This window comes from Senegalia sp. (in: firmicutes), from assembly GCF_052088025.1.
Taxonomy (GTDB): Bacteria; Bacillota; Clostridia; order Tissierellales; family SIT17; genus Anaeromonas.
On the sequence record NZ_JBQCYD010000018.1, the window covers coordinates 23,272 to 29,958 of the forward strand.

8 protein-coding genes and 1 pseudogene are annotated in these 6,687 nt (G+C 28.1%); 1 reads left to right on the forward strand and 8 read right to left on the reverse strand.

Translation table 11 applies throughout. The features are described from left to right. Nucleotides 1–134 precede the first annotated feature (134 nt). The 3 genes and pseudogenes from ACTHUW_RS06555 to ACTHUW_RS06565 form a co-directional block, all read right to left on the reverse strand. A pseudogene (locus ACTHUW_RS06555) lies at nt 135–641 on the reverse strand (AbgT family transporter); the annotation flags it as partial. A 131-nt stretch (nt 642–772) separates the two neighbouring features. After that, nucleotides 773–1,498 (reverse strand): SagB/ThcOx family dehydrogenase, encoded by a 726-nt coding sequence (locus ACTHUW_RS06560; RefSeq protein ID WP_442212840.1) that lies wholly within the window; start codon nt 1,496–1,498, stop codon nt 773–775. 30 nt (nt 1,499–1,528) lie between these two features. Further along, the gene (locus ACTHUW_RS06565) at nt 1,529–1,897 is read right to left on the reverse strand and encodes an acylphosphatase (RefSeq protein ID WP_442197259.1); all 369 of its coding nucleotides are present in this window, start codon (nt 1,895–1,897) and stop codon (nt 1,529–1,531) included. A gap of 144 nt (nt 1,898–2,041) precedes the next feature. On the opposite strand from ACTHUW_RS06565, the gene hutG reads away from it, so the two are divergent. After that, the gene (gene hutG, locus ACTHUW_RS06570; protein ID WP_442197260.1) at nt 2,042–3,043 is read left to right on the forward strand and encodes a formimidoylglutamase; all 1,002 of its coding nucleotides are present in this window, start codon (nt 2,042–2,044) and stop codon (nt 3,041–3,043) included. Nucleotides 3,044–3,089: 46 nt separating this feature from the next. Here the strand turns inward: hutG and ACTHUW_RS06575 are convergent, their stop codons facing one another. From ACTHUW_RS06575 to ACTHUW_RS06595, 5 genes are all read right to left on the reverse strand, one after another. Further along, entirely contained in the window at nt 3,090–4,748 is a 1,659-nt protein-coding gene (locus tag ACTHUW_RS06575; RefSeq protein WP_442197261.1) for a DUF2207 domain-containing protein, read from the reverse strand. 88 nt (nt 4,749–4,836) lie between these two features. Beyond that, nucleotides 4,837–5,346 carry a GNAT family N-acetyltransferase gene (locus ACTHUW_RS06580; protein WP_442197262.1) on the reverse strand — a complete coding sequence of 170 codons (510 nt, stop codon included), beginning with the start codon at nt 5,344–5,346 and terminating at the stop codon, nt 4,837–4,839. Between the two features lie 4 nt (nt 5,347–5,350). Next, entirely contained in the window at nt 5,351–5,635 is a 285-nt protein-coding gene (locus ACTHUW_RS06585; protein ID WP_442197263.1) for a hypothetical protein, read from the reverse strand. A 12-nt stretch (nt 5,636–5,647) separates the two neighbouring features. Further along, nucleotides 5,648–6,325, reverse strand: a complete 678-nt coding sequence (locus tag ACTHUW_RS06590; protein WP_442197264.1) for a GTP pyrophosphokinase — start codon at nt 6,323–6,325, stop codon at nt 5,648–5,650. Nucleotides 6,326–6,460: 135 nt separating this feature from the next. After that, nucleotides 6,461–6,687, reverse strand: a 227-nt coding sequence (locus ACTHUW_RS06595) for a pyridoxamine 5'-phosphate oxidase family protein (RefSeq protein ID WP_442212842.1), incomplete at its 5' end; no start/stop codon positions are given.

The following is a 6,687-nucleotide window of genomic DNA, read 5'->3' on the forward strand; positions in this document are numbered from 1 at the left end:
TTAAAATTAAACACAGATCTATCACTCTTATATAAATAGCCTTATAAAGGTGATATTTTCAAAAAAATTTGATCAAAAAATACCTCCAATTTTGTGTATACACAAAATTGGAGGTATTTTAATAATTCTTTTTTCTATACTAATATAGGAGCTCCTGGTCCTAATGGAAGTCCAATTAGGAACCAAATAGATAGTAAAATCATCCATCCTATTAAAAATACAATAGAATATGGAAGCATATTAGAAATAAGTGTACCTAGACCACTTTTCTTGTCATATCTTTGAGTAAATGCAACTATCATTGCAAAATAGCTCATTAGAGGTGAGATTATATTTGTACTTGAATCTCCAATTCTATATGCCATTTGAGTCAATTCTGGACTCAAGTTTAATTTCATCATCATCGGAACAAATATTGGAGCCATTATGCCCCATTTAGCTGAAGCTGAACCCATAAACAAGTTTAAAAATTCTGCGCCTTTTACAGATACTATTATTCCTAAATTCGTATGTCCGAAATAGCTTACAAATTGAGCTGCAAAAAATACTAATACTAAATAAGTAGCCATACTTCCAACTGTTTTACCATACACATAACTCGGTATAGTAAATAAGAGCAAAATCATAAGCAATAATCCATTGTTTAAGAGATGAGTAAGAGTCATATTGCCATCTGAATCTAGTGATTTAAATACTGCATTTTCTCCATTTTAATTCCCCTTAAATAATATTATGTCTCTATACAATTGTGATATCAACATTATTTGTATTTTTATATTTTTCCTACTGGTGAAACATATACTGCAAATTCATCTTCCCCATCTACTTCTATTAACTTATCTATTTCCTTTTGATTGTAGGATGCTATTGCACATGTTCCAAGTCCTATAGTTTCACAAGCCATATATAGTGCTTGCCCAATGTGACCTGCATCAAGTAAGGCAATCTTATATGTTCTATCTCCATATCTCCATTCTGTTCTATAAGGGATACAAGCCCATATAAAAGTTACTACTGAATCACCTGCAAATTTTTGATTGTTTGAGTTTTGGGTTATCTTTTGATTTAAATTTTCTTCTTCCTTTATAAATAATAATTTATGTTCTAAGGGTAAATATCTATATATCCCCTTTTTTAATCCTTCTACATTTAATACTACTAAGTAAGTCTCAAAGGGATGCCTTGCTCCAGCTGAAGGAACAGGTCTAAATCCTACATAATTATTTCCCTTTACCTCTTTTATGCCTTGGGTCATTTTGAGTAGATAAGATAATTCTTCTAAAGTGATTTTTTCATCTAAAAATTTTCTATTACTATTTCTATCTAATATACAAGAAAAAACATCATCTTTTTTTATTATACTCTTATCCACATTTGGTAAATCTATTATTTGATCATCTTTGTTATAAGGCTTTTGTAGTGGTGGTTGAGCTATTTTCTTTTGTTGATCCGTTTCTATTGATTCATTAAATCTAGATTTCATAAAACTTCTATCCATTTTCACATCTCCTTTTAACTATGATATTTTTTATTTGTTTTTATATGGTTCAAATTCTTCTTCATCTTTTATAATTGGTATCTCTTTCATACCTATCTTTTCTATTTCTATTCGCTTTACAGATTTTAGATAGCTTATTAAATAATCAATCTTTTTTTCTTCTCCTTGTATTTCTGCTTCTACTTTTTTATCTTCTCTATTTTTTACAAATCCAGTTAATCCTAATCGTCTTCCCATTTCATAAGTTTCTAATCTAAATCCAACATTTTGAACTTTTCCAGAAAATATTAATCTTTTTCTTAAAATAGATGACTTTTCAATTTTAGGTATTTTAACTTTTCTTGTTTGCCTTACAATATAACTTTCTCTTGCTTCTTGTAACCATTTTGGTAATTTCAAATTAATCACTCCAAGTATATTTATCTTTAATTTCATCTTTAGGTATTACTATTTTATATTATATCATATAGTATTATTTTCATGAAAAATATATGAAAATATGATAGCATTATATACAAATAATATTATAAGAGGGAGATATCTATGAATTATAAAAATTACAATAAAGTAAATAAATCAGAATGGACTGGTAGAATTGATAGCGAAGATGACTTTGATAGTTTCAGATGGCATCAATGGATAAAAACAATTGATTTAAATGATGAAAGTTTAAAAGCCTTTGAAGGCAAGCGTGGCTTTGCTCTGCTTGGTTTTGAATGTGATAGTGGGGTTAAATTAAATAAGGGAAGAACTGGTGCAGCAAAGGGTCCAAGTAGCATTAGAAAAGAACTTTCAAATTTACCATGGCAATCTTCAAAAGATATAGGCCTTTTTGATGCAGGTAATATAAATTGTGACAACTCTACTTTAGAAGATGCACAGAATTCACTAGCTGAGGCAGTGGAAAAAATATTAAACTTAAATTTATTCCCTATATTGTTAGGTGGAGATCATAGTATTGCCTTTGGTCATTACAAGGGAGTATTAAAACATTTGCAAAAAAATAAGGAGAAAAAGAATCTAGGAATAATAAACTTTGATGCTCATTTTGATTTAAGACCTTATGAAAAAAGCGGGACATCTGGTACTATGTTTAATCAGATAGCAGGTTTAACTAAAGCTCAAAATATAGATTATTCTTATCTTTGTCTTGGAATTCAAAAACATAGCAATACATTGAGGTTATTTAAAACAGCTGATGAATTAGGGGTAGAATATATATTAGCTAAAGACCTTACAAATATGGATTATTATCCTATACTTGAAAGAGTGGATAATTTTATGAAAGATAAGGATCATTTATATGTAACTATTTGTTCTGATGTTTTTTCATCTGCCTTTGCTCCTGGAGTAAGTGCTCCTCAAGCATTAGGCCTTTATCCTGATAAAGTTTTAAATTTTTTGAAATATATACTTAAATCAAAAAAAGCTGTATCTTTTGATATAGCAGAAGTCTCACCTCGTTTTGACCTTGATAATACCACAGCAAATCTAGCTTCAGTAATGATATTTGCTGTTGTTAATACAATCTCTAAAATTAGTTAAGTTTAAAGGCATCAGCTAAAAATTAGCTGATGCCTTTAAACATCTATTATCTAGTTCCTCCTCCACTGCCTCCACCGAAGGAACCACCGCCTCCTCCTATACTGCTATTTCCACCTGTTACAGAATTATTGGCAGATACTTGAGCTAGTGCTGCTCTTGTTGCAAAGGAGTTTGTCATAAATATAGAATTACCCATATACATTGTTGCTTGAGTATAAGTTGGATGTATCTTTTCAAATTGTCCTTTAACTACATCTGTTAATCCCAAGAATCCAGCCCAAACAATCATATTATCCAACACTTCAAAATTTGTATTTTCATCTTCTCTTAGTACTGAATAATCATATAGATAATTTATATATTTATATATATTGTCTTCTATTTCCTTTCCCTTTCCTCTTAAATGATATTTTTTTGATTTAAATAATAGTTTTCTTTCTTCTTCTACTTCTATATATCCAAGTGATTTTAATTTTTCTATTGATTTTTCTTTAGCTTCCTTTTTCCAATCTGAGATTTTACTATATTTAGTTTTCGACCATTTTGCAAATTCTTTTTCTTCTAATATGTCATTATCTCCTGCTGCTTCAAGCAAGATATTATATAGTTTAGCTTCAGATTCTTCTTTAGGAGAATTTTTATCTAAAAAATGTATTTGTATTTTTTGATCTTGTGAGTTAGATACTTCTATCTTGCCTTCTTTTATCCATTTGAGTAAAAATCCATTTAATATATTTTTAAAAGAATTTAATCCCATCTTATATAAAATATAATAAACATCTATAATATTGCCTTTATATGGATAATCTTTATAATATTCTCCCACATATTTTCTTTTGAATTTTTTATCCTTACTTTTTTTATACCTACCCCTCATTAGAAAAAAGTTTAGTATAATAGCAAAGATAACAACTATTGTAGCAATGGAAAAAAAGTTAGATGATTGAGCGCGTCCTCCGAAATCACTACCAGCAAAAGCTTGATCTTTTATTTTTCCAAAAGGTTTTTCTATGTAATCGTTAGTTTCAAACATGCCTTTTTCAAATTTAGCTAGTATTGTCACATAGCTATCTTCAGTAAGTGGCTTTGTATTTTTAGCAACAATCATCCCATCTTCATCAAACTCAACATTTCCGTCAAATCCAAAAGACCATATTTCCTCATCTTCTTTAGTGAATTTTTCATTTGATTCAATGGTAATACGCACATTTTGAGGTGGAGTATTTGTTTTATCATTTACAAATCTCCAAAATAGCATTTGATTATCTGTAACTTCCTTTATAAAATCAGTTACAGTATATTCTATAACATATTCATGTCTTCCATATTCACCTATGCCCCAGATTAATTCATAGCCATTAGATGTTTCTATAAGACCATTTTTAAAAGCCTTTTCTTCTATGTTTTTCTCTGTATCCCAATCTTCTATAAATTCATATTCTCTTCCATTTTCAAAAACTTTAAAATCTTTTATCTTTGATTTTCCTAAATTTCCTACAACTAAAAAATTTTCAGTTCCTTCCTTGAATGTTCCTTCTCTCCTTTGACTTACTGAGGCAGATCCATCATCATTAATAAATACTTTTATGTCTAAGTTTTCAAGTGTCTGGTCTTTTGCATAGATTTTTTCAGCTCCAAATAAATTAAATAACATTAAAAATGAAATAATTATCAAAATAATCTTTTTAATTTTAATTTTAAACACCCCTGTTCTCAAATAAATTATTTATTATTAGATTACCCTATTTGTTAATAAATAAGCAAAATAATTACACTTATGTCAATATAATATTTTATCTATCCAATACCTTTTCATATGCAAATCTTTCACTTCCATCTTTTATATATATTATTCCACAATATATAAAATGATTCTTCTTTAAAAAACCTTGCATAGATTTATTTTCTCTATGTGTATCTATCTTTATACTAAATATATTCTTCTCTTTTGCTAAATCTTCTACATTTTTTAAAAACTCATCTGATAGTCCCGAACCTTTGTAATCCATATCTATAGCCATTCTATGTATGACAGAATATCTATCATTAGTAATCCATTTACCTTCATAAATATCATTATAAGTTAACTCATAATCAAAACTAACTGAACCTGTCACATATATTTTATTGTTTTTTTCTAATACATAACTATATCCATTTTCTATATCTTTTTTTATTACTTCCCTACTTGGGTATCCATTAGTCCATTGGTCTATTCCTTTACTATGGATGAATTCTTGTGCTTTTTTTATTATAGTCATAATTTCATCTACATCTTCATATCTAGCTAATCTAAATTCCATAATTTCACTCCTTTGTTTTATTTATATCTTTTTTATACCAATCTATGAATAAGACTGTTGAAAATATTATAGATAATATTATAAGAGAAATACCTATTATAACAGGGACATAGGTACTTCCTAAAATCATTCCATCCGGAACGTACCATTCTTCTTCTTCAAATGACTGTGGTCCTATTAAAGAAAAAGCCATATCAGCACCTTTGACAAAACCTGTAAATACAAGTACATTACCTAATAAAAACAAAATAATGATTATTACTATTGAATCCCTAACTTTTGAACTCATACTCTATCCCCCTTATTTTTTTCCTTCTATTTGATTTCTAATACTAAGCATTTTATAATCTGTTTCTGCTATTACTTTTGCACATTTTTTTAATTCATCTTCAATATCCTTTGAATCTTCTAGATCTTTTTTATATTTTAATTCATGCTCTAAACTTGCCCAAAAATCCATTGCTACTGTCCGAATTTGAATCTCTACTCTAATCCACCTTTTGCTATCTGAAAAAAATACTGGTATTTCAATTATCATATGATAACTTCTATATCCATTAGCTTTAGGATTTTTGATATAATCTTTAATTTTAATCAATCTAATATCATCTTGCTTTGTTAGCATATCTGAAATTTTATATACATCATCAATAAAGGAGCAAATCACCCTTATTCCTGCGACATCATTTAAACAATTCATAATAGAATCTACACTAATTTCTTTTTCTAATTTCTCAAGCTTATTCACTATGCTAAGTGGCTTTTTTACCCTTGATTTTATAAATTGTATTGGATTTTTTCTATTTCCAAGGGATAATTCATCATTTAATATTGTAAGCTTTGTAGTAACTTCTCTAATTGCAGAGTTATACATCATCATAAGTTCTCTAAAATGACCCATTCCTTCAAAAAATTTCTCTGGATCTGCTGGAAGTGATGCTCTATTTAATACTAATTTATCAAAATCTTTGTTTACCATTTGTTTTCACCTCTTAAGATATTTTAAAACTAAAGCTTCATCTATTGTATATACAATTATACCATTCTTCAGGGAATTTGAAATATAAAAAAGGATTGTTTTAAAATAAACAATCCTTTTTTATTGAATTCTTACTCACTTCATTTCTTCACCATTTTCATCATACTTTTTCCTTTTAGCTGTGAGATTTTCTATTTCTACCTTATATATATTTGTTCTTTTAAGTCCTGCCTCTATTGCAGCATTAAAATAATCCATTTTAGTAGGTGTGTATTTCTTACAAATTATTTCCATAGCTTTTATTTGTTCTTCTTTATCTTCTATTAGCTTAACATTTCCACGTGCAATTGCTGATTCAAACT